The organism is Paenibacillus sp. 8b26 (assembly GCF_050626875.1).
In the GTDB taxonomy this organism is placed as follows: Bacteria; Bacillota; Bacilli; order Paenibacillales; family Paenibacillaceae; genus Paenibacillus.
On the sequence record NZ_CP192445.1, the window covers coordinates 2,626,348 to 2,647,143 of the forward strand.

The following is a 20,796-nucleotide window of genomic DNA, read 5'->3' on the forward strand; positions in this document are numbered from 1 at the left end:
ATCACTTCCCTTTTGCCTTGGATACCTTGTCTGATATTCGCTTTTTGGAACCCGTATAATCAAACGACCCTTTAGCATTCGAGTCATCTTTGGCCTTTTTACTCTTGTCCTCAGCCTTCTTTTTTTTATCATCTTTTTTCTTATCGTTCTTTTTGTCCTTTTTGCCCGTTGTGTTCGGGCGGCTCTTGGAAGATTTGGTAATAACCGTCCCAGGCTTAAGCACTTGCTTAGAATTGGAGTAAGATACGATTTTAACGGGCTTGTACTCTACAAAAGAGTACGTTACATGTAGATTGGCCTGGCCGTCCTTATAAGTCTGATCCATGCCTTCGAATAACATGGTTTGGCTAAAGAGGTTCTCAAAATTGAGCACAACGGGTTTACCCTTCCATTGTTCCAACAGCTTCCACGTGATTTCTGGCGTTTTATACGTGACCGTCTGCTTGCTATCCGTCTCCCAGATATCCTCCCAATAACGCGGCAGAATGGCAGAAAAAGAAACCCGTTTTACTTTCGAGACGGGTTTCCCTGTGCGCTCCTGTCCGGTAATAACAGTAAAGGTTTCAACTTCATTGCCTCCGGTTATTTGAATTTCTGCCGGGGTGATCGGGAAGGTGAGACGGATCTTACCTTGCGATAATGCCAGCATCGTTTATCCTCCATTCTCCAATACTTTAAGCATTTCCTCACCGACCACCTTGCGGATCAAAGCTCGACCTTGCGGACTACTGAACATTTTCGCAAATTCTACAAAGTCGGTTATTCCCTTCGCGAGTTCACCAAAGTCAATGTTGATATTTTCAATGCTCACTGACTTCGGGGCAGCCGAAACGGATGGACCAAACATCTGTGCCATTGGCATCATACTGGCCGTACCGATCAAGCTTGGTCGGCCAACCTGCCCACCATTTGCATATGGACGGACGCCCATAATAATCCCAGCGCGCTCCCATAACTCCCGGCCACGGCTGCGGCGGCTGGCAGACAATGGAATTATCATTTCCGGACCCGCCTCACCTACCAGTCCCATGTGCGGCCGACTAATTAAACCTCCAGATGCATATTTCTTTGTTGTCCGTTTGCGGCTGAAAAAATCAAAAAGACCCGTTCCTATCTTTTCACCGCCAATGGCTCCCAACAGTCCCCCGATCGCACCGCCAACGGCTGTTCCGATGCCCGGCAACAGGAACGTACCCAGTAAGGCGCCTGCGGCTGCTCCGCCTGCCATACCACCAAGAATCCCGCCAGCTACCTTCGCCACTTGCCGCCCACGAGTACCCTTTTTGGCATTCACAATATCCCAAAGATCCATTGCATAACCGATAGGCCTAGCGACTTTACCAAGCACCTTTGTAAATTTAGAGAGGCCCCTTATTTTGATGTTTTGACGACGTAATTTATGCCCCTCTGCCCTTCTGCGATAAGCATCATGAAAATTGGTAGCCTGGCTCATAGATCGTTGATATCTCCGATATCGTTGGCGCTTCGTTTGTTCCAGTGAGCTGTGAATCCCCTCTGCATATCCGGCCCCATAACCTATACTGTCGTTATTATCGTCAACAAACGATTTTGCCTTGCTCACATAAGGGCGAGTGCTGCGCCATGCACCTACCATCCCACCTTCTGCATAAGGACGAACGCCTAGCATCTTCCCAGCTTGTTCCCACAAAGCCATACCCCGATTCCGACGATTACCCGATAACGGAATAATGACTTCCGGGCCTGCTTCACCCACCAGTCCCAAATGTGGACGGTTGATATAGCCACCTTGAGCATAGGCTATCGGTTTGGATTTAGGCGTAGTTCCTCCGCCTCCACCACCGCCAGAATTAGCGTCTTTTGCATCCTTCATTTTCTGTAAGACTACGGCAACGCTACTGATTACAGAGGAAAGTGTCGGGAACTGGCTGCGCATCCCGGCAATAAACCGGGACATAAGATCGCTTCCCCAACTATTACCTTGGGACGAAACATTTTTGAGAGATAGCAGATACTGCTTAGTCTTGTCCACGGCCGCTTTAGCAGCAGTGCTCACACTATCAAAGCTCTGTTTGTTTTTAGCCGCACCTTTGGCTACCTCGTCAGCGGAACTCTTTGTGGCAGTTCCCACAGCCTTGACATCCTTCTGAGCCTTGGTACTGTCGCCCATCTTCCAGACAACCCCCCACGCACTTTTCAGCGCATTAAGACGTTGCTTGACTTCTGGCTGTTCAGCAACAGTTTTCAGTCCTTCTTTAAGACCTTTATCGACTATACTTTTGCGCACATCATCCCCGATCTGTTGAAGGCGTTTCTGCTTTTGCTCAGTCAGGCCATTAATGGTAATTTTGGCCTCAGGCGGCGGTCCAGGTTTTTCTTCCTTCTTGTCTCCCGTGAACCAGCCTTTAACACCGCTCCAGGTATCCTTTGCCGAATTAAAAATGCCCACTGCACCATCCACCACTTTACGAGTCAGTCCGCTTTCGTCAGCAAATTTACCAATCTTCTCCCCCACGATATTCCCGATGTATGCACCTGCCATCGTACCGAGCGGCCCAAGAACAGACCCAAAAGCCCCGCCAATAGCACCGCCAGCTACACCGCCAACCATAGCCCCACCTTGAGTAGATACAGCCTCACGCACACCCTTTTTCTTAGATGCCTGGTATAGATCGTAAGCCCCCGCTGCCACACTTGCAGCCGTACCAACAATGCCCCCAACTTTTGCTGCTTTGCTGGCTCCTTTCAGGAAACCTCTCAGACGGCCACCGCCAGAAGGCGGACTCGGTGGTGGCGGTGGATTTGGAGGAACAGGACGACGGACACGATATGGATTGTCACGCGATCCGCGAGGGCTTGGATTCGGACTTGGTGGATTGGGTGAAGGTGGCGTTGGACGAGGGCCATTTATTCGGATGCGGCGTCTCCCACCACCTCCGCCAGCTCCTCTGCGCCCACCGCCCCGGTTACGTCTGCAGTTGCGATCTCTGTCACGGTCGCCTCCGTCACCTGCCCCACCGTCTCCTCCACCGGATACAGAGCCATTAATATAAACTTTAGTGGCGTTAACCGTCATGGATGCAACAGAGCGCAAACCGCCAAGGCGATCATCGGTAGGGTTACGGTTCCCAGCCAATTGTCTTCTGACACCGCGACCGCCCATTCGTTCTCGAATACGGGCGGCACGCTGGGCTGGCGTTTCCTCGGGTGGTGGAGCTGGAGGTTCAGGAGGTTTCCGTCGAATCCAATTCCAACCGGCTTTGACTCCTCTGCCTGTCACATTTGCCCCTGCTTTTCCCTTCTCTCCTACCCATTTGGCAGCAGTAGAAAGATCATCGTTAAGTTGCTTAACTCCCTTAGCAAAGGATGCAACCCCTTTTAAAACCAGTACGGCTGCAAGCCCGATCAGGGCGGTATTTATAGCCCTAAAATTATCTTTGTATATCCCGATAGCTCCTGTAATTGCATTGGAAACACCTACGCCAAGGGCCTGAATGTTGTCTTTGTTCTCCACAAGCAAAGCATTAAATTCTTTTAATGCAGGAAGGGCAGCCGTTGTAATGTTCGCGCCGATCTCCTGCATTTGCAGACTCATTTCGGCGCGTGTTTGGATCAGTTCCGTCATCGGATTAGCGGCTTGCTGCTTACGAACCAAATTATCAGTTGTGCCTTTCATATCTGGAGCTTCTTCAAAAGCCGTACCAAACGTCTGCAGGATAGAATCAGCGTTGTCCTCACCTGCGCCAGAACCCAAAGTGACAAGGGATTCTTTTAACTGACTCCTCGTTTGACTGGCAAGATCGGCAACCAAGGCTGTGATAGCTCCCTGGGCTCGTTGCTTATCTCCTGAATTGATATCACTGGTAAATACTGTTGCCTGACGTTGCGCTTCGTCTTTACCAGTTCCTCGGTGCTCAAAATACTTTGCCATGTCACCAGTGTTTAATGCTTTGACTCCAAAGGTTTCCTTAAAAAAATCAGCAGGCTTGTCGAAATTGAAAGCGCCATTCTGGACAGTTTCCGTTAAAAAATTCGCCATTTGCTCTGAGTCCGTGCCGCTGCTAGAGAAGTAAGGACTGTATTCCCAAAACGTATCGAATAGATCCTGCTGCTTGTCACCTACCTCCTTATAGGCATACATCATGCTGTCAGACACTTGGCTATACGTTTCTTTAAAACTGTTAGACGCTTGGGAAAGCGCCCGCTGAACTTCCTCAGCTCCAGCGTCCGGACGGATGAATTGAATTTTATTAGAAGCACTGGCGAAATCCATCATTCGAGACTTGTTCTGAACTAAAGGAGCTCCATCTGCCAGTTGTCGGGTGCCTTCTACACGGTCTGGGATAATACCTTGCTTGTACAGATTGTCTACTGTACTTAAGCTCTGTTGACGAATGTTCTCCGGCATGAACGCCGCACTTCGTGCCGCCTCACGGCTATAATCCTGCACACCGCCAAACATGGAGTCACTCAAACCGCCACCAAGTACAATCCCTCCCGCCAGTGCTGCCAAAGCAGAAACCTTGCTGGAGATATTGTCCACAACCGGACTTATGGCATCTGAGGCACGCAATTTAACATGAGCATCACGAATGCCACGGATGTCTGCGTCTGCCCGATCTGCTGAACGTCGAAGATCATCGGCTCCAGCACGCGCACGACGGAAAATATCGTCAAGCTGGATCTGATTCATACGGCGAACCTCATCCGAGGTATCGCCTATTCTCCGGCCCAAATCGTCGGCGGACTCCCTCGCCCTGCGACTGCCAGAAACAAAATCATCGAACATATCTCCAGACGCACGCCGAAAATTAATCAGGTCGGAATGCGCCCCCTGAAGCATACGCCGCATATTTCGGACAGCCCCGGTGATCATATCACGTGCCTCGAATGGTACCGTAACTGATGTAGTTGCTATAATTCCCACCCCCTTCCTGTTCCGACATGGTTATTTCCTATTCAGACGCACCAGTTCTTCCTCTGCGATCATGCTGGCCGCGAGGCAAAAATAATACTGGCGCTGTTCATCTACCTCAAACGGCAAGACTTCGGCAGGAAGCTTCCGCTGATTCACCCAAAAATGGGCTATCCAGCTCGCTTCTTCGTCTCGCCGGATGAGTTTTTTGCGTCAGACAAAAGCGAATCCTGAGTCTCTTTAAAGTTGCGAACGGCCTTGCTGAGTACAGCGTAATCGTCGACGTTATCCAAGATACGCGGCGCCAATTCAAATTTACTTGTCGCACCGTACGCTTTCAGCAAGTCCTTGTTGTTCCAATCAAACTCATGCTCTGTAGCCTTGACGACCATAACGTCAATCTCGTTAAAATATGGTGATTTAGGCTTACCCTCATCATCAAAAGCAAGCTCATACGCCCGGCGTACGTCTAGTGTGGTCAGGCGTTTTACAGACCAGTCCTCGCCTTCGGCTTGCACCGTAATAATGTCGTCTTTCCGGACTTCCTTGGCTTTGGCCAAATACTTCTGCAATTTATCTTGATTACTCATGTATAATTCCTCCAATTGGTTATGTTTTTTAATAAGAAATAAAAAAGAGAGCGACTAATCGCCCTCTTACTCCCACATATAATCTGGGAACTTTTCGACAAAATCAAAATCCGTCGCTGTACCTTCAAGCGTGATGTTGATACCATTGTTATCGTCGATTTTGGCGATCAAAATATCCATTTCACCGTGGATGTGAACACCAGTAATCAATACTTTCTCCGTATTGCCTGTAATACGATCTTCCAACCCGCCCGTAATGCGTGCCAAAAACATAGTCTTACCCGCTTTAAAATCCTCCAGCAAACGGTAGCGCAGCCGGGATTCCAGTTTGGACATGACGATTTTGACCGGGATTTCATAACCCGTCAGTTGCTTTGTTTTCGTCATACGGCGTGCTCTGACAATATCCAGCGTTTCCGTGGTGAGCTTGACCTCAACCTCTTTGACAGTATGAATGTCCTCGCCGTTGTCATCTTGGAGCGAGAGATTTCGCCCAATAAGTTCGCGTTCCATCTATTATTCCACCTCCCAATCTGTGTAGAAAATTTCGATAGCATCCAGCGGTTTTGCACCGAGTTTGAAAAATGCATAATCATTTTCGCTAGTCTTATCGGGGTTTTCTGTAAAACTGAATTTGTCTACAATGGCCTTCTGCTGAGCGCGGATTTTAAGATATTCAATGACAGCAGCAATAAACATGCCGCGGCCTTCTTTATCGTTATCCAGCTTGGCTTTCCACTTCTTCCCCGCTTCGTAGATATCGTTCATCACTTGGTCAATCGTAGCGGAAACTCGAATTTTCCCAAAGTCCTCACGTTCATTGGCTCCAAGAGAAGTCAGCGTATTAATAGCCGATTCGATAACGTAGTCGTACCCGTCTCTGGTAGCCATTAATGTTCCCTCGGCAAGTCCCTTCAAGACTTCGCTGTGGCTCCAGTCCACTTTTGCTTGCGTCATCGGAACTTTGACACCTGTAAATGACTTATTGGCAGGCGTACCCGCCACCAGTCCGGCCACCCAAGCTGCCCATTCCACAAAACTGTACGTCTTGCCGTTGGTATGTTCACCAGCAAGAGAACAGTTAATGACATAACGGGCATTCATCGCACGGCTACGCGCGTTATGTGCCTCGATATCGCCGTCCGTAGAAGCAGGTCCAGCGATAACCAACGTCGCCAACTTATGGCCCTTATCACGGCGATCCAACAGCCATTGTTTGGCTGCAGCTTGTACAGCCGGATCAGTAGCGGAAAGGTAAATAGTATCAAACGTCAGGCCGTACACCCGGTTGAAGATACGATTCCAATCGGAAGCCGCAAGCGTAGCTGTTCCAGTAGTACCGCCAGCCAGCTTGGTATAGTCCGTATCGGCCAGCGCAGTCGCACCAGTGTCTTTAAAACGAACCATGACAGACTTTTTAAGAGCTTCCACCGCAGCAGCCTTGTCAGCAACTAAGTATGTTTCCGTGTCATATACACCCTTGGTATCGCGTATAACAATTTCCTTCTTGGTTTCATCGATCAGTGCCGGACGCACCATATATTCTAAGTCGTTGCCCCGCAAACCCGGATATCGTGCCTCGATGGTGTAGCTGTCAGCTACAGCTACCAATGCGGCCTTTTCCTCCCCGTTTGTAACCCGGTAGCCGATAACAGTTGCCCCGATTTCGGCGGCCAGCTCCAGTACATCCACCAGCAAACCGGACTCCTGAAGCCGATACGATGTATCGGCCATATCCACTGCTTGGTTAGGTGCTCCCCACTCCGCTTGGTACGGAATCAGAACGCGGCCCGTAGTAGGCATAACACGCGCCCGTGCCTTGACAAGCAATTGAATATAAGCTGACGGTCTAGCCCGCTGAATTGTCATTTTGCGCATCCTCCTTCACTTTTTTTACTTGTGGCTTAACAGGCACAGCAGCGGGAGCTTCCTTGGTTGGACGCAAATACGCATCTAGTCTCTGCGCTACTTCGGCCCGCGAAAGCAAGTCATCTGCTTTGCAATCAAAAAGAGCGCCTGCGATCTCAAAGGGTTCAGCCCTAAGAATCGTCGCGCTCTCTATCCATTCCTGCTTATTTCGTTTATTTAAATCAGTCATGCATCAAGCTCCTTTCCCTCATGCTCGATATAAAAATTGTCAATTTTCTGAATCGGGTTGCCATCGTCTTTAACCAGTGGCTTAGGTACACTAAGCAAATACGAGTACCTAAAGGTGACCTCTACTTGATCGGCCTTTTTCCTAGTTCGTGGCGGCTCGATAACCAGCAAAACCCCAAAACGCTTGGACGCAACATTAAACCGCTGCTGCCGAAGGTACATAAAGAACGGATTCAAGTCCAACGGAACTGGCTCCCCTTCGTCCTCTTCGGTTACTCGCTCCTTATCGTAATGAAAGACTAGGCCCACATCCTCAATGATCCGGTCAGATCGCGGCGTATGCACCTTATCTGAAACAATGTCCGTCTCGATGAACACAGCAGGCAGCTTGAAATCACCAGCCAGCCATTTAGACCGATCTCGCAGGATAGACAGATCAGGATACACCCGCCGTACGATCTCAGCCCAGGCTTTTACTCCCACATGCATCATCAGCGCAACATCCTTTCCAGTTCAACTTCCAGTCGATGCATGATGAGGTGATTCATGCCGCCTTCCAGGTGCTCGACAGCAATGTCAAAGTAATGGCGACCGATGAAGCTGCGCGGCTTTGCCATGAATCCGGTTTTGGCTCCCGGATCGTAGACAAATGAGCCGCCACCATTCCAGTATCCCGGCACAAAATGTTTCTTTTCGACGGTATAACCGTCATTCACAAGTTGGGCATAGGGAAGATTGGAACCAAGCTCCAGCGTGATCGCGTTGCGGTCTACATCCCATTCCCACACGTTGTTATCGTCGCCACGGGAAAAGGACTGCCACATGGCCCCGGTGTCGATCAGATCCTGCCGGTCGATTTCATCAATGATTAGATTGAGTAACGTTTCCCCGGCTGCCTCCGAAATGTTTCGCAAAATGCGCTCCATCCCTTCATCGGCAATACGCCTGAAACGCCGGGCCAAACCATCAAAATCATGCACGGTCATTTCCCTTCACCTCACATGTTACAAGCAGCTCCTTCCAGTAGCGGTGTGGGTTCGCATCAACTACCAGATACCTACGTCCGAATAACACTACTTCGTCGCTGAGCTTAACGTCAGCCTGCTTCGGGACTCCTATCGTCTTTTTGACAATGTACATGACCGGTTTAGCGTCTGCCTTAGCTTCCGTCTGTGTCTTCACCACGAAGCATTTTAGATCAGCGGCCTTACCGGATTTCCGATCGTCGAACAGGTCGTCCTCATCCCGTTTTTGACCAACACGATACACGGCCAGCGGCGTATGAAAACGATGGTTCATAGCAAATAGGCCGTGATGTTTCCATCATTCGGCCCCGTCTGCTGCTTCTTGACCCACAAGAACAGGATAGCGTCCACATCAGCATTGCCCGTTGTTTTACCCTCTACAGCCTGTCGGGTGTATGTCCAAGCCCCATCGCTTTCGGACGCATAGTTACGCGCTACGGATGCGAGATATTCCTCGCTGTCTTGTAGGGCCAGCCCCTCGGCCAGCTTGACCCACGCCAGCATAATCTGCTTGTCCGGTTCCTTGGGAAAGGGAACGGGCAAGTACAACTCAATACGCACCTGCGCGTCATCAATGTACTGGTCAAGCTGCTCCGGCGTCGCCTCCTGTATGGCACTTACCCGACTACGCTGTTGGAGGACCGCTGCTGTCAGCATTTTTACCGTCAGCCCCTTCAGGTTTCGGTTGATCACCTGCAGGTGGCGTATTGTCGGTAGGCTTACCCCCACCGCGTAGCGCAGTGATCAGATCCTGTGTATTCATGTTGCTAAATCCCTTAATCCCGGCAGCCTTAGCCTTATCTTTAAGCTGAACGAGGGTCAAGTCTTCCAGCGGAATAACTTTCTCCTCCTGAACATCAAAATCCGAGCGATCTCGAAAATTTTTAATAACAGATTCACTATCAACCAGCACCGGGACTTTGGCCGGGAAGCGGATGCCGTAAAGCATCAAAGAGGTGTTTTCTCCCCGATATGTGATATAGGCCATTAAAATTCCACCCCTTCGACGTATGCAACTGCGCCCGGTTCCTCAAAGATAGAGTCATAATCCGAATGGATAGCGTAGAAACGCTTGTCTGAATAGATGGCCTCTCTACCCTCGGTAGTTTTACGAATCTGCATGTCATAGGTGTTAACCAACGCAAAGTTATCGTGATAAGTGAACAACACTGCACCCTCTGGCATATGTGCGACTTCAACCACATCGTAAGCATTGATCTTCTTCACACCGCCAGTAATTTGCAGCTGAATAGATGCGCTGGTGTCTTTCTCAGCCAGTGCCTGAATACGCTCACTAAATGTGTTTGGGTGCATGAAATATTTGAACACGCCACCTGTACGCAAGCGAGTAGGGATTGCACGCTCGATCTCGAAGAAGACGCCTTTTTTCTTCACATCAGGAAGCGTGGTCCAGTCAATGAAGTTGCCCTTGGTCTTCGCCAGCTTGAGCCATCCGTCATTGATGCTGAGGAAAGCATAATCAGGGTCCGTATTCTGCGTAGCAGTATCCCCGTTGAACCCAATATCCTGCATGTTGTCACCATAGTTTTTGGTCATGGCTGCCATAATGATTTCCTCGGCATTCTGACCGCGTACACGTTCAGTCTGACGGATGAACTCCTCCGTAATTTCAAAAGGAAGAACTACTGGAGCCACAGCATAAGGGACCTGTGGAAAAGTAGGTGCAGCCGTATTGGTGGCCTCCTTATTTTCCACTTTACTGCGCAGGTTACGGCCAGTCACACCGATTTTGTCAATTGTACCTTTAGAGCTGATCTTGTTAACCGTGCGAATCCCCTTTAGAAACTCCGTAGATTCATAAGCCATTTCGGTAAACTTGTCCACCTGCTCATAGTTCAGGGCTGTTTGGTCCAGCGTAGTCGTGATGGTAGACTTAATAATTTGTCCGTTTGTTCTCATATTTGCTATTTCTCCCTTCGATTACAGCAGGCCGCCGAAGCTTACGCCCGCTGACTTCTGAATATCATCTTCTCTAGTACCACCTTGAGCGGAACCACCACGGCTGTTCTTTACAACTTGTACGTCAGTAGCCAGCGCCTGGACTTGCTCGGTCAGCGGCGCTAGTGCCTTAGTAATCGCGTCAGTCAGCGCGTTTGCTTGCGGTTCAGCAGGCGGTTCTGTTCCCGCTGGCTGTTCAGGCTCTGCCCCTTCTTGTTTCTTTAATTCAGTAACCTGCGTCGACAGGGTTTCTACCTGCTTGGCGATTGGAGCCACGGCAGCCTGTACAGCCTTTGCAATATCTTCAGCGTTCAAATCGTCTTCCCCCTCGGCCCCCTCATCTTTTTCAGGGGCGGTTTTTGTTTTTAATTCGGTCAGTGCAGCAATAGCATCATCAATGTGTTTCAGGTTGCCAGCAGAAATCTTTTTCCCTGCCTTGGCAATCTGTTCAGGTGGGCTACCGATTGCCTTCACAATATCCTCTTGAATGAGCACTTCCTGAGCGATGTCCACAAAGTCCTGAAGGGCTTCGCGGATTAATTCAGGGTCGCTCTCCATGCCGCTCTCCCAACTATCCCAACGAAAAAGAACCGCGTTTAAGGCATCCTGTGCAGCCCAAAATTCGCGGTTCTTACGGTTCTTATTGTATTTGTCAGCGACTGCGCCTTTCTCAATCAATCCTATTGCACCGAGCGCTTTAACGATTTTACCCAAGAGCCCTTTGGATACCTCCCCATCTTCATCGATCTCTTCCCGCTTACCGACACCCCACATAGAGAAGCCAGTAATTTCGCCTTTCTGAATGTCATCCCAAGTGTCGTCATCAGTCACCTTTACCCCGGCTACCCAAGAGCCTTTAACAATAGTTTGTTCACCGATCTCCATGTCACAAGGAGCAATATAGGATTCGACTACATAACCCTTGTCCGTATCCAGGTCATGCTGCTTGTCGATGTTATAGGTATGCTGTTTTTCCATGAAGAGATGGGCGGCCTTCTCAATTTCTTCCGCATCCATCTGATCCCCATGAGCGTCAGCCACGTCCGGCTGATATACCACACCGATTACAACCTTCTTGGCATCGTCAACCTTCGCAATCTGTACTTGCTTCTGGATGGCATTTTTCCCGGCAGCTTTGATGATTGCAAACGGAACGCCGTTGGCTCCTTTATCAACCAGCGAAATATGTGTAATCTTTGCATCTTTCAATTTAAAGGTCATATTCTCTTTTCACCTCCCCTCACAATTAATCCAGTACCAACTGCATCGTACAGCGGCAATTTACAATTTCCTTTGCCTCCCCAGACGGATCACCGGGATACATCAGTTTGCTATCACCGACTTTAAAAGGCTCATCGAGCGAGACCACCTGACCATTGGCCTTGCGATGGCTCTTACGGGTACGTGTACCGCCAGCAGCGCGCCATTTCTTCCCCTTAGCAATTTCGGATTTCTTCCAGCCCTCCAGCTTGCCGCCATTGGCCGCTGCGGTGCTCATGGTACGTGATACCCGCTGCGCACGCTGCATACTAAATGGGCCATCTTCCCCGCTGGCAGCCTGCGCGCTGACTTCCTGTACAAGCAAAGCCCGCTCTGAAGGTGTAGCTCCTTCCTCAATGGCTTTGCCGAAGCTGCGCAGCAACACATCCGTAGAAGCTTTGTTCATGTCGGGAACCAGCTTCTTGAGCTTCTTCGTGAAACGGCCAGCAGCCTTGTTACTGGTGCTCCAGACCTTTTCCTTGTCCAACGCGGACAGCTCTGTTTCTCCGGCCAAATGAAACAGCGGTTCAAATGCTTCCTGAACAGCCTGCTCGAATAGCTCCGCGAATACATCCGTGGTATGCAAGGCAATAAGCACCTTACCCAGCTCCCCGATATCGCCCAGGGCATCCTCACTTAACTCCGAAATGGCATCATGCAGCGCCTGTCCCTGTAGCTCAAGGATCTCGGTTATACGATCCTCACCCTGCTTGTACAATTCTTCAAGTACCTTGCGCTCAACGTAGCTCAGCTCAAGGCTATCCAGAAATTCATCGTCGTCAGCTTTGGCGATCAGCGCCCAACAGGACTCACACATGCAATGCGGCCTCCTTGTCAGCCTGTTTTAACAAGCGTTTGGCAATTGTAGCGATACGATTTTGCATGTCGTCTGTGTCCGTGTCAGGCTCTGGCTCAAGCAATGCGGGCTGACTAGCTGCAAGCTGCGCAATCGGCGTATCCAGATATTCCTCGCTGAACTTGGTCTCATCAATCGTTGTGCCGAGTACATCCTCAGCAATCGGAATCAGATCCCGCACCAACATAATTCCACGGTCAGCGATAAAGTCCAGCATAGCCTTGCGATCCGCAGGGTCAATGATCTTCGGCCCCCTCAACACAGCCCGTACCCGGAAGATGTCCATCGCTGGGAACAGACGCTTGTTAAATATTTCATTCATATACATCCTGCGCTCCGGTTCAAAGACTTGCTCCTCAGCGAACCGTAACGCCGCGTCTGCCGTCGCCCGGTTGTAATCGGAACTTTGACCGACCAAGATCGGCGGCAATCGGAAAGCAGACAGCATATCACCTTTCTTTTCCTTGCCGTACTCCAGAAAAAGGGCATCCTGTTGAAGCAAATCATTGAGCTTGTCCAGCTTGATCTGCACCTTTTCAACCTTTTCATCGATTGGGCCGCCCGTTTCTTCCCCTTTGGCCTCCAGATACAGGATGCCGCCCTGGGACTGGGACCCCTTAACATTTTTAAGCAACTCCATTGATTGCTGAGTCAACTTACCGTTGGTAACAGTCAGCAGCATGGAGAGCATCCGGCCGTTGCTAAAGTAGGACACGTTCAGTTCTTCGGCCTCACGGCTGCCAACCACACCCGGCGCATTACCGAACCATCGCGGCTCACCATACGGGCCGTCATGACCAATACGCAGAGGGATGATCTGGTTCCCCTCATCTGCTGCCTGCGCTTCCGTACCGAATAGCCGGAACCACACGACAGATGTATTACGCTTCATCGCGTATCGCCGGGTATAAAGCTCCTGCGAAAACTCCTCTACTTGCTTTGTGGAGCTAATTCGCCGTTTCCGCTTAATAATTGCCTTGGTACTTTCCTTTGCACAACGGACATACTTGGGATTCATCCGGTAAATAGTCGGAAACTCCGAACCAACAGGCCAAGCCACTTCCACATACGCCATTCCTGTGCTCTCCATGTCCTCAATTAATTGAGCAATAATTTCATCCGGTGTATTTTCCAGATTACAGGTTTCAAGGAACTTTTCGGCCTTGTCCCATTCTTCCTTAGCCGTCTCATCGCTCTCACCCGGCAGATATTCCAATGCAATGCCATAACCGGCTATGTTACGTTTATACGCCTCGATACACTGCGGGATGATATTGCTATTCTTGACCAGCAAACGACAGGAAGCAGGGTCATTGCCTACTGCGTAAGGTAGCAGACTATGAAGATCATACATATCGTCAAAGCTGTCCGGTAGCTGCGCGCTGGAAGGTATATGTCGTTCATCATCCGCTTTGCTGATCTGGAACCACTGTGCATTTCCTTCACTCATTGCTTAAATCCACCCCACTCCCTCGTTGTAGTCGTCACGGGACTCTGCCCGCTTCTTCTGTTTCTTTGCGTACCAATCAAACCACTTGCCCGCCACCTGTCGCAGTTGAAGTGTAATAGAATAGGCCATGATACAGTCATCATTGCAGCCCGAATCTGCCTCGGCCTTGCCGTTGTTGTCGATGAAGGTCAAACACTCCTTGTATAGTTCCCGACAGTAGATCGGGTAAAGTTGATCCCGTATAGCTTCCTTGAAGTCGCTGACCATCACAGGCCGAGTTACCTTGTTCGTGTTCCAACCCATATCGCCCTTTTTGGCAAAGTAAAGAAGCGGATAATGACACGTATTAAACAAAGTGTTTAACACTGATTCACCTGTGTTATTGTTCTCCACGCCGAGCAAGGCCGTGTTGTAATAACGGCCCAACGTGTCCAGCTTCTTGCCGTAAAGGTCGGTATCCCACTTGCCGCGTAGCATGGCGCACATTTCCCCTGTACGTTCTTCCAAAACATACGCAGCGTCATAGTCACCGCCCGCCTTGCCCTTAGCTGTATCAGCACCAATGATGTACCGCTTGCCTTCTTCGGGCGCGACAAAAACGCGCAGCTCTCCTGAGTCTGCACGAATCACCTCACCTTTTACTTGGTCAACCTCATACCGCGTTCCCGGTTTTCCTAAAGATTCAAGCAATTGCTGGATGTATTCATTGTCAAATATGCCTTCGCCTGATAATAAGAAAGCTTCCAGCGGTTCGGATGGGTATTCCTGTCGGAACACTCTCGGGTCCCCGTTACAATCGTTTCGGATTGTAAATCGACGCCATTGGAGCTGTTCGTCGTCCAAATTGTATTTGGCTTTTAGCTCTAATTCCTCGGCTGTTGGTACAAAGTCCGGCGGTACTGGCTTACGATAGTCCGGCATTTGGAACCAAGCGAAGAACATGGGTGTAAAGTCGTTCTCACCTTCGCATGCTGCATCCCACATCTGCTTAAAATCGTCCATGCCGTTGGCGGTAGATTCCACGACACCCAATGTCCCCGGCTCTTTGGATAAGGCCGCGAAGACGGATAGCATATGTTTCTTCTTTTTACTCGCTGGCCAGAAAGCCAGCTCCGAAGCATGCAGATAATGAATCGTCTCCGAACGAGCAAGAACCCGGCTCTCTGCTGACTGAACGGTGATCTTGGATTTAAGGCCCGGATTCAGGCGGTGCTCATACGGCTTTACGGACGGGTTCTCGAAGGTGAAACGCTTGGTATTATTCCGCTTGCTCATGGGCTTGATGATTTCTGGCACTTTCTCGTAGTACAACCGGAACATATCGTACAAGTTACCGGATGCGTGTGAGTCCTGGGCTACGATAAAAGCATTCTTTGCCTCTTGAAGCGAAGTCAGGTAATAAATAACGGCTTCGGTGACGGTTGAAAAACCCATCTGACGCGCCTTGAGGATGATGATCCGAACCGCCTTGCCCGCCCTGATCTGCTCGAATACCTCATGGACAAATGCACGTTGCGCATCGTTCAATGTAAGCGGCATAATACGGCCGTCCTTGGTCTTTATTTTGAGCATGCGCCAGCAGAATTGCTCGAAGTCAGCCAGAACCTCTTTCAGCTCGGCCAGCTTTTCAGGACGCTGCTTTAACCGCCGCTTGGCTCGTTTTCGATGCTCCTTAGCAAGAGTAATTACCATTCGTCGTCATCTTCCTCATCGTCGTCATCGACTTCATCCCCCTCCGCGCCGCCATAGCCTAACAGCTTACGCTTCTCCAGTTCCAGCCGTTCACGGGCAATCTCCAGCTTTTCTTCCTCCTGCTGTAAGTTGGCAATTAGGTTAATAACCCGTAGCTTCTTATCACGGGTTTTAACGAGTGCTTCCTCCTGTTTGAGAATCTTGTCCAGTTTGGAAGTAGTGACGGTTGTAATCTCCGTCACCTTCATGCCTTCGGTTTCAACAGAAAGATTGATCTGCTTACCTGTCTTCGGGCTAGTGTAAGGAACCTTGTCTTTACGCTGGTGTAACTCCTGTTTGATCTTCTTCTCCTCGTCGGTCAGGCCAGCTTCAAGCTGCTTGACCCGGCGCATGTGTCGCCGTTCTTGAATGGACAGCATAATAAGCTGTTCGTTGAGCTGCGCCAAAGGGGAAGTATCGATTTGATCAAACAGTTCCTGCTCGTCTTCCTCCAGGGCATCCAGAAAAATGGTTTCATACATCCCTGTCTTGAGGGCCTTCTTGTTGCGATATGGACCGCCCGGCCCACCACTATTCCCTTTGGCGTTTTGGTTACCTGGAGGAGCACCGCCGCGATTGCCAACAGCGTTCTTGTTCCCCTTTGGCGCTCCCCTTGGATTAGGAGCGTTCCCTTTCGTTCCATTTGGAACGTTCCCATTGGAGTAATCAAAAACGTTCCCTTTCAATTCATCCTGCCACCGGTCCATAGACTTCCATTTGCGGGCCCTACCCTCTGGAATAGAAAGAGCGGCGGCGATATCTTTTAGCTTCATCGTCCCGCCGCTCTCCAGCCACATCTGTTTTGCCTTGTCCCGTTCGGGACTGCGCTCTCTTGCCATGCTACACAATCACCACCCCCTAGAGCAAATCTCATATAATTCTACTTTCCATCCGATGAAAGACTAAGAACATTATCTGGGAGGAATTAATAAATGAGTTTTGCTAATAACACTTCTGCAATTATTTACTGTTCTGTGATTATACTTTTGTGTATTGTAGATTGGATTTTATACTGTACAAACTTTAAATCGAATCTTAATAAACACTTAAATGTTAGAAAACAACATTCATCGAATAGTTATAATGCTACAAATGCTCTTTATAGATCATATAAACGCCTATCGGAATATAAGTTTAAAATATTAAAAATGAATATTAAAAGTTACAATCCAAATAATGATTATGTTGAGAAAATAATTGATTTCTTCTCGAAACTTATATTCACTATGGCCATTGCTATGATGGGATATGCTCTTACAACCTCAACATCCTTATTAACTTATTTGAATAATATTAAAAAAGAGGAGCAACAAAGTGATCATACTGCATGGATAGACAATGTTAATAACATTTTCAAAAATTATATTGAAGGATTTGAAACTTATGAGAAGCTATTTATTATTGCCTCAGCCTTATTCATCTTGACTGCCAATCATATCTTGATAAACACACTGAAAAAGAATCTTCATAAAAAACATCTTACTATTATTGAAGAAATAGAGAGAGAACGATCTTAAAAGTCATCCCTCTGCAATTTAATATCCAATTCGATCAGACGGTCCAGGTCCTGCACCGTCTGCATTTTTATATTTCCGGCCTGTAGGTCTTTGACCCACTGTGCTATGCCAGCCTTAACAATCTTCCGATATTGCGCCTTGGATTCGAGGATTCCCTCGATGATTTCTATTTCTCGCTGTAGTAATGCATCTTGTTGTTCGTTGTCTGTTCCCATTGTCGTATCCCTCGGCTTTCCTATATACTGGAATGCGAGACAGCGGATGTTCGTAAAATGCCACGCGTGGCGGGCCGCTGTCTCAGCCGGGGGATACCCTGGTCGGATAGGGGGACGTTAGCGCGTCCTCCTTTTTCCTATGCTACGGGTTCAGCCCGATGCAACAGGACCGGCTCGATGCCGGTGCTCTCCAGGAATCGTTTTTTAATTACATCGCAAAAGATCGGGTCCAGCTCCAATGTCCGGCATGTCCGGTCCATCTGATCGCACGTCATAAGCGTGGAGCCGCTGCCGCCAAAGAAATCGACTATCACGTCACCACGCTGGCTGCTGTTGCTGATCGGAATAGCCAGCAGATCGAGCGGCTTTTGAGTAGGATGAACATACTTGTTCACATCGCCACGCGAAACCTCCCATACTGTCTCCGGCAGCGGGTCCTCAACAGGTATGCCTGCCTTCCATACCGTTGTCTGTGTCCGATCACCGTACCAGGCAGGAGCTTTCCCCTTCAGGTGGGCATAAAAGACTGGCTCATGCTTAAAACGGTACTGCGCCCAGCCGAAGGATGCTGCATTCTTAACCCAAATACATTGAGTCCGACTGACAATACCAGCAGCGTTCATGGCATCCTCAAAATCACGTTGATAGGAGGATGGATGAAATACATAGATTGCTGCTGTGGGCTCCATCACCACTGATAGTTAGAAAAAATGGCATACAAAAAGCCCGCGAAGTCCTCGGCGGGCATGTTGTCGTTCATTATGCTGCTGCGGCCATCAGCGGCCAAGCGTGCTGAACTGCTTTCAAAAGCGACATTGTAAGGCGGATCAGTGACCACCAGCGCTGCTTTGGCTCCGTCCATCAAAAGCGCCACGTCATCAGGATTGGTTGCATCTCCACACACCAAGCGGTGCCGACCAAGCCGCCATACATCCCCGCGCCTGGTCTCCGGCTCCTTGATTTCATCCAGAGCACGCTGAACATCAAAATCATCGTCGGTAACGGGAGGGTCGACAGCTTCATCCTGTGGAACAGCAAACTCTGTCGACAGATCCTCGATCTCGTCTAAATCGAAACCGGAAAGGGACAGATCCGCTCCGTTCACCTGCAGCTCATCGAGCAGACGGTATAAAGCTTCGTCGTCCCAACTCCCGCTAACCTTATTAAGCGCTAGGTTGAGAAGCTTCTCCTGCTGATCGTCCAGGTCAACAACACTTACAGTCAGCTCCGTATGACCCATCTCGTTAACCATGATCTTGTATCGCTGATGGCCACCGACCATGTTCCCGGTGCGCTCATTCCAGACGACGGGCTCCACATAACCAAAGGATTCGATGCTAGCTTTCAGCTTCTCGTATTCAGCATCGCCTGGCTGAAGGTCAGCACGTGGGTTGTATGCTGCTGCGTTGATCCGGTCTATCGAAATGATCTGAAGGTTCATGTTCATTGCTCCTTCCCAATAGAAAAAAGCCATCTTTAGATAGATGACTTTTCTTTAATACTTCTGTATCTTTCATAAAAATCAAATTCTTTAAGTAATAATAATTCGTGTTGCTCATTAGCAAATGCAGTATAGAGGATATAAATTTCCGTATCACTAGTATCCATGTTCAATAAATTACTGAGAACCTTCTTTTGTTTTTTATCCAAATCTAATTCTTTTATATACTGCAATGTGTAAAAAAAAGAGCGATAAAAGCCTTGAAGAACCGCATCGTCTTTTGCTATAGGTCGATTCATTTCCCTACTCCGCTTGGCTAATACGGTTAGAGCCAGTATTCCCTTCTCATCCTGACCATTTATTTGATAGCGAATATTATCTATCCTTTTATTTTTACTTTTTATTAACTCGTTCACTGTTGTCATAGCTATCTGAAGATTCATTAAATTTCTTTGGCTTTCAAGCTGATCAGCAGAACGGGCTGTTTCTTCACGCTGCATTCTTAATTCTTCTGTCTGCATCTCTATTGCTTGCCTTTGAAGCGACAACTCTTCTGTTTGCATTTCTATGGCCTTCTTTTGCTCCTGCAGTTCATCTCTCTGGACTGAAATAGTGTAAATGAGCCCAGCAAAAGCAAGGCCTGAGAACAGTGCATTCACTGCTCCGAACATATCTCCAAACGTTCCACGGTAACTAGCGTTTATCCATGTATTAATAGCCCATCCTGAACCTGCCCACACTCCAAAAATTCCTAAAGCAATCAATACAATATAAATCTTTCTCATCTGACCACTCCTCATCTATATCTGACACAACATCTTCCAGTATCAGACAATAAATGACGGTGGTCAAGGATGAAATTAGTGCTCTTTTGTGTTGAGTTGGTTTCCACTATTCGGGTAGGTGGCTAACAGGCTGTCAGAGCGTGTGTATGCCCTCTCTCTGCTTTCATCTGCGCTCCTTCCGGCATTCGTCCGAGCAACAGGAAACAAGCTCAGAATAGCTCACATTTTGTCGTATATGGGCAAAAGAAAAAGCACCACAATGGGTGCCTTAACTATTATTTCAATCGCTGTTCTAAAGCCTCGCTGATCATTCCTTCAACTTGTGCATGAATCATCCTATTATTTGTATCGATTATACCTGCCACAGTATTGATGATTATTTCATCTTGAATACCTGCATTTCTCAACATGTTTTTAACTCTTTCTATTTCAATGCCAAAGGTTTCAATTTCAAAGGACAAACTGACCACCTCCCTTCGACATCAAAATTCGACATTCAGGAGGGCTTATCCTTTTTCACACAAGCTGTACGGGAACAAAACTGCTTTACACCATCCCATCTCCCCCAAGCACAACCTTTGCATTTCTTCGGCTGTTTTGGTGGACCTTTCAACGGGAGCAAAATTCCTTTCTTCTGCTTCTTCTTCAAACCAAAAATCCTTTCAAAAGGCAATAAAAAAAGCCACCCAAATGAGTGACTTGTGTCTGCCTATGTATTTATAGCACCAAAGTAACAGAGGCGCTCATTTAAAACCCGAAAAAATAAACAACGATAAAACCTATTCCCGCAAGCGGGATGCAACACGCTGCGCTGTTGCATAAAAGCATTTGTACTTAGTAACAAGAGAGGAAGAACAAGACCATTTTACAAATTGTTGAAAATGTCCGTCAAACGATCACCTAAGAAAATATCTTCAAATGAAATAGCCAACAGGGTATATTCTTTGAAATGCTCACTTTTTTAGAGTTACCCATA

24 protein-coding genes are annotated in these 20,796 nt (G+C 48.5%); 1 reads left to right on the forward strand and 23 read right to left on the reverse strand.

All coding sequences use genetic code 11. The features are described from left to right. Window position 1: 1 nt before the first annotated feature. The 18 genes from ACQ4MX_RS11965 to ACQ4MX_RS12050 all read right to left on the reverse strand — a co-directional run bounded on the left by ACQ4MX_RS11965 (window position 2) and on the right by ACQ4MX_RS12050 (window position 16,701). Entirely contained in the window at window positions 2-649 is a 648-nt protein-coding gene (locus tag ACQ4MX_RS11965) for a hypothetical protein (RefSeq protein WP_431090788.1), read from the reverse strand. A 3-nt stretch (window positions 650-652) separates the two neighbouring features. Then, window positions 653-4,855 (reverse strand): tail tape measure protein, encoded by a 4,203-nt coding sequence (locus tag ACQ4MX_RS11970; RefSeq protein ID WP_431091316.1) that lies wholly within the window; start codon window positions 4,853-4,855, stop codon window positions 653-655. A gap of 72 nt (window positions 4,856-4,927) precedes the next feature. Continuing rightward, window positions 4,928-5,053 (reverse strand): hypothetical protein, encoded by a 126-nt coding sequence (locus ACQ4MX_RS11975; protein ID WP_431090789.1) that lies wholly within the window; start codon window positions 5,051-5,053, stop codon window positions 4,928-4,930. A gap of 11 nt (window positions 5,054-5,064) precedes the next feature. Further along, window positions 5,065-5,484 (reverse strand): hypothetical protein, encoded by a 420-nt coding sequence (locus ACQ4MX_RS11980; protein WP_431090790.1) that lies wholly within the window; start codon window positions 5,482-5,484, stop codon window positions 5,065-5,067. Window positions 5,485-5,550: 66 nt separating this feature from the next. Further along, window positions 5,551-5,997, reverse strand: coding sequence for a phage tail tube protein (locus ACQ4MX_RS11985; RefSeq protein WP_431090791.1), 447 nt, complete (start codon window positions 5,995-5,997; stop codon window positions 5,551-5,553). A 3-nt stretch (window positions 5,998-6,000) separates the two neighbouring features. Next, window positions 6,001-7,353 carry a phage tail sheath subtilisin-like domain-containing protein gene (locus tag ACQ4MX_RS11990; protein WP_431090792.1) on the reverse strand — a complete coding sequence of 451 codons (1,353 nt, stop codon included), beginning with the start codon at window positions 7,351-7,353 and terminating at the stop codon, window positions 6,001-6,003. Further along, window positions 7,334-7,582, reverse strand: coding sequence for a hypothetical protein (locus ACQ4MX_RS11995; protein WP_431090794.1), 249 nt, complete (start codon window positions 7,580-7,582; stop codon window positions 7,334-7,336). Before ACQ4MX_RS11995 ends, ACQ4MX_RS11990 begins: the two co-directional genes overlap by 20 nt. Beyond that, window positions 7,579-8,073: a hypothetical protein gene (locus ACQ4MX_RS12000; protein WP_431090795.1), complete on the reverse strand. Its 495-nt coding sequence runs from the start codon at window positions 8,071-8,073 to the stop codon at window positions 7,579-7,581. The genes ACQ4MX_RS11995 and ACQ4MX_RS12000 overlap by 4 nt, the downstream gene beginning before the upstream one ends. Beyond that, complete coding sequence (locus ACQ4MX_RS12005) at window positions 8,073-8,567, reverse strand: HK97 gp10 family phage protein (RefSeq protein WP_431090796.1); 495 nt, start codon at window positions 8,565-8,567, stop codon at window positions 8,073-8,075. The genes ACQ4MX_RS12000 and ACQ4MX_RS12005 overlap by 1 nt, the downstream gene beginning before the upstream one ends. Continuing rightward, window positions 8,554-8,880: a hypothetical protein gene (locus ACQ4MX_RS12010; protein WP_431090797.1), complete on the reverse strand. Its 327-nt coding sequence runs from the start codon at window positions 8,878-8,880 to the stop codon at window positions 8,554-8,556. Before ACQ4MX_RS12010 ends, ACQ4MX_RS12005 begins: the two co-directional genes overlap by 14 nt. Then, window positions 8,877-9,263: a hypothetical protein gene (locus ACQ4MX_RS12015; protein WP_431090799.1), complete on the reverse strand. Its 387-nt coding sequence runs from the start codon at window positions 9,261-9,263 to the stop codon at window positions 8,877-8,879. Before ACQ4MX_RS12015 ends, ACQ4MX_RS12010 begins: the two co-directional genes overlap by 4 nt. Further along, window positions 9,232-9,594, reverse strand: a complete 363-nt coding sequence (locus ACQ4MX_RS12020; protein ID WP_431090801.1) for a Rho termination factor N-terminal domain-containing protein — start codon at window positions 9,592-9,594, stop codon at window positions 9,232-9,234. Before ACQ4MX_RS12020 ends, ACQ4MX_RS12015 begins: the two co-directional genes overlap by 32 nt. Further along, window positions 9,594-10,526 carry a major capsid protein gene (locus tag ACQ4MX_RS12025; protein WP_431090802.1) on the reverse strand — a complete coding sequence of 311 codons (933 nt, stop codon included), beginning with the start codon at window positions 10,524-10,526 and terminating at the stop codon, window positions 9,594-9,596. The genes ACQ4MX_RS12020 and ACQ4MX_RS12025 overlap by 1 nt, the downstream gene beginning before the upstream one ends. A 21-nt stretch (window positions 10,527-10,547) precedes the next feature. Beyond that, on the reverse strand, window positions 10,548-11,786 hold the full coding sequence (locus ACQ4MX_RS12030) for an XkdF-like putative serine protease domain-containing protein (RefSeq protein WP_431090803.1): 1,239 nt from the start codon (window positions 11,784-11,786) through the stop codon (window positions 10,548-10,550). 25 nt (window positions 11,787-11,811) lie between these two features. Further along, window positions 11,812-12,642, reverse strand: a complete 831-nt coding sequence (locus ACQ4MX_RS12035; RefSeq protein ID WP_431090804.1) for a phage minor head protein — start codon at window positions 12,640-12,642, stop codon at window positions 11,812-11,814. Further along, a complete protein-coding gene (locus ACQ4MX_RS12040; protein WP_431090805.1) occupies window positions 12,635-14,131 on the reverse strand; it encodes a phage portal protein in 1,497 nt (498 codons plus the stop codon). Before ACQ4MX_RS12040 ends, ACQ4MX_RS12035 begins: the two co-directional genes overlap by 8 nt. A 3-nt stretch (window positions 14,132-14,134) precedes the next feature. Beyond that, on the reverse strand, window positions 14,135-15,823 hold the full coding sequence (locus tag ACQ4MX_RS12045; protein WP_431090806.1) for a DNA packaging protein: 1,689 nt from the start codon (window positions 15,821-15,823) through the stop codon (window positions 14,135-14,137). Next, a complete protein-coding gene (locus ACQ4MX_RS12050; RefSeq protein ID WP_431091317.1) occupies window positions 15,817-16,701 on the reverse strand; it encodes a phage terminase small subunit-related protein in 885 nt (294 codons plus the stop codon). Before ACQ4MX_RS12050 ends, ACQ4MX_RS12045 begins: the two co-directional genes overlap by 7 nt. A 93-nt stretch (window positions 16,702-16,794) precedes the next feature. On the opposite strand from ACQ4MX_RS12050, the gene ACQ4MX_RS12055 reads away from it, so the two are divergent. Further along, window positions 16,795-17,379, forward strand: coding sequence for a hypothetical protein (locus tag ACQ4MX_RS12055; protein ID WP_431090808.1), 585 nt, complete (start codon window positions 16,795-16,797; stop codon window positions 17,377-17,379). On the opposite strand, the gene ACQ4MX_RS12060 is transcribed toward ACQ4MX_RS12055, so the two are convergent. From ACQ4MX_RS12060 to ACQ4MX_RS12080, 5 genes are all read right to left on the reverse strand, one after another. Continuing rightward, window positions 17,376-17,594, reverse strand: coding sequence for a hypothetical protein (locus tag ACQ4MX_RS12060; protein WP_431090809.1), 219 nt, complete (start codon window positions 17,592-17,594; stop codon window positions 17,376-17,378). The genes ACQ4MX_RS12055 and ACQ4MX_RS12060 overlap by 4 nt on opposite strands. 137 nt (window positions 17,595-17,731) lie before the next feature. Beyond that, window positions 17,732-18,283 (reverse strand): DNA-methyltransferase, encoded by a 552-nt coding sequence (locus ACQ4MX_RS12065; protein ID WP_431090811.1) that lies wholly within the window; start codon window positions 18,281-18,283, stop codon window positions 17,732-17,734. Beyond that, window positions 18,283-19,035, reverse strand: a complete 753-nt coding sequence (locus ACQ4MX_RS12070) for a ParB N-terminal domain-containing protein (RefSeq protein ID WP_431090813.1) — start codon at window positions 19,033-19,035, stop codon at window positions 18,283-18,285. Before ACQ4MX_RS12070 ends, ACQ4MX_RS12065 begins: the two co-directional genes overlap by 1 nt. Before the next feature lie 35 nt (window positions 19,036-19,070). Next, window positions 19,071-19,820 (reverse strand): hypothetical protein, encoded by a 750-nt coding sequence (locus ACQ4MX_RS12075; protein WP_431090815.1) that lies wholly within the window; start codon window positions 19,818-19,820, stop codon window positions 19,071-19,073. Window positions 19,821-20,095: 275 nt separating this feature from the next. Next, a complete protein-coding gene (locus ACQ4MX_RS12080; RefSeq protein WP_431090817.1) occupies window positions 20,096-20,281 on the reverse strand; it encodes a hypothetical protein in 186 nt (61 codons plus the stop codon). Window positions 20,282-20,796 lie beyond the last annotated feature (515 nt).

Coding starts and splice junctions, on each gene's coding strand:
- ACQ4MX_RS11965 (WP_431090788.1), bottom strand. CDS start 649: ATGCTGGCATTATCGCAAGGTAAGATCCGTCTCACCTTCCCGATCACC.
- ACQ4MX_RS11970 (WP_431091316.1), bottom strand. CDS start 4,855: ATGATCACCGGGGCTGTCCGAAATATGCGGCGTATGCTTCAGGGGGCG.
- ACQ4MX_RS11980 (WP_431090790.1), bottom strand. CDS start 5,484: ATGAGTAATCAAGATAAATTGCAGAAGTATTTGGCCAAAGCCAAGGAA.
- ACQ4MX_RS11985 (WP_431090791.1), bottom strand. CDS start 5,997: ATGGAACGCGAACTTATTGGGCGAAATCTCTCGCTCCAAGATGACAAC.
- ACQ4MX_RS11990 (WP_431090792.1), bottom strand. CDS start 7,353: ATGACAATTCAGCGGGCTAGACCGTCAGCTTATATTCAATTGCTTGTC.
- ACQ4MX_RS11995 (WP_431090794.1), bottom strand. CDS start 7,582: ATGACTGATTTAAATAAACGAAATAAGCAGGAATGGATAGAGAGCGCG.
- ACQ4MX_RS12000 (WP_431090795.1), bottom strand. CDS start 8,073: ATGATGCATGTGGGAGTAAAAGCCTGGGCTGAGATCGTACGGCGGGTG.
- ACQ4MX_RS12005 (WP_431090796.1), bottom strand. CDS start 8,567: ATGACCGTGCATGATTTTGATGGTTTGGCCCGGCGTTTCAGGCGTATT.
- ACQ4MX_RS12010 (WP_431090797.1), bottom strand. CDS start 8,880: ATGAACCATCGTTTTCATACGCCGCTGGCCGTGTATCGTGTTGGTCAA.
- ACQ4MX_RS12015 (WP_431090799.1), bottom strand. CDS start 9,263: ATGCTGACAGCAGCGGTCCTCCAACAGCGTAGTCGGGTAAGTGCCATA.
- ACQ4MX_RS12020 (WP_431090801.1), bottom strand. CDS start 9,594: ATGGCCTATATCACATATCGGGGAGAAAACACCTCTTTGATGCTTTAC.
- ACQ4MX_RS12025 (WP_431090802.1), bottom strand. CDS start 10,526: ATGAGAACAAACGGACAAATTATTAAGTCTACCATCACGACTACGCTG.
- ACQ4MX_RS12030 (WP_431090803.1), bottom strand. CDS start 11,786: ATGACCTTTAAATTGAAAGATGCAAAGATTACACATATTTCGCTGGTT.
- ACQ4MX_RS12035 (WP_431090804.1), bottom strand. CDS start 12,642: ATGTGTGAGTCCTGTTGGGCGCTGATCGCCAAAGCTGACGACGATGAA.
- ACQ4MX_RS12040 (WP_431090805.1), bottom strand. CDS start 14,131: ATGAGTGAAGGAAATGCACAGTGGTTCCAGATCAGCAAAGCGGATGAT.
- ACQ4MX_RS12045 (WP_431090806.1), bottom strand. CDS start 15,823: ATGGTAATTACTCTTGCTAAGGAGCATCGAAAACGAGCCAAGCGGCGG.
- ACQ4MX_RS12050 (WP_431091317.1), bottom strand. CDS start 16,701: ATGGCAAGAGAGCGCAGTCCCGAACGGGACAAGGCAAAACAGATGTGG.
- ACQ4MX_RS12055 (WP_431090808.1), top strand. CDS start 16,795: ATGAGTTTTGCTAATAACACTTCTGCAATTATTTACTGTTCTGTGATT.
- ACQ4MX_RS12060 (WP_431090809.1), bottom strand. CDS start 17,594: ATGGGAACAGACAACGAACAACAAGATGCATTACTACAGCGAGAAATA.
- ACQ4MX_RS12065 (WP_431090811.1), bottom strand. CDS start 18,283: ATGGAGCCCACAGCAGCAATCTATGTATTTCATCCATCCTCCTATCAA.
- ACQ4MX_RS12070 (WP_431090813.1), bottom strand. CDS start 19,035: ATGAACCTTCAGATCATTTCGATAGACCGGATCAACGCAGCAGCATAC.
- ACQ4MX_RS12075 (WP_431090815.1), bottom strand. CDS start 19,820: ATGAGAAAGATTTATATTGTATTGATTGCTTTAGGAATTTTTGGAGTG.